2 rRNA genes are annotated in these 218 nt (G+C 49.5%); both read left to right on the forward strand.

The features are described 5' to 3' along the window. Positions 1-73, forward strand: a 16S ribosomal RNA gene (locus tag NE473_RS32500); the annotation flags it as partial. 63 nt (positions 74-136) lie between these two features. Further along, positions 137-218, forward strand: a 5S ribosomal RNA gene (rrf, locus tag NE473_RS33410); the annotation flags it as partial.

Raw genomic sequence — 218 nt, forward strand, 5'->3', positions numbered from 1 at the left:
GGCGGGACTGATAACTGGGGTGAAGTCGTAACAAGGTAGCCGTATCGGAAGGTGCGGCTGGATCACCTCCTTTCTAAGGAAGAAGAAGTAAGGGTTTTAGATACTGTTGAGTCTTGTGTTTCAAAGACGAAAAGATTCTGGTGCCGATGCGCTTAGGGGAAACACCCGTACCCATCCCGAACACGATGGTTAAGACTTAAGCGGCCGATGGTACTATG

This window comes from Hungatella sp. SL.1.14, from assembly GCF_024460495.1.
Taxonomy (GTDB): Bacteria; Bacillota; Clostridia; order Lachnospirales; family Lachnospiraceae; genus Hungatella; species Hungatella hathewayi.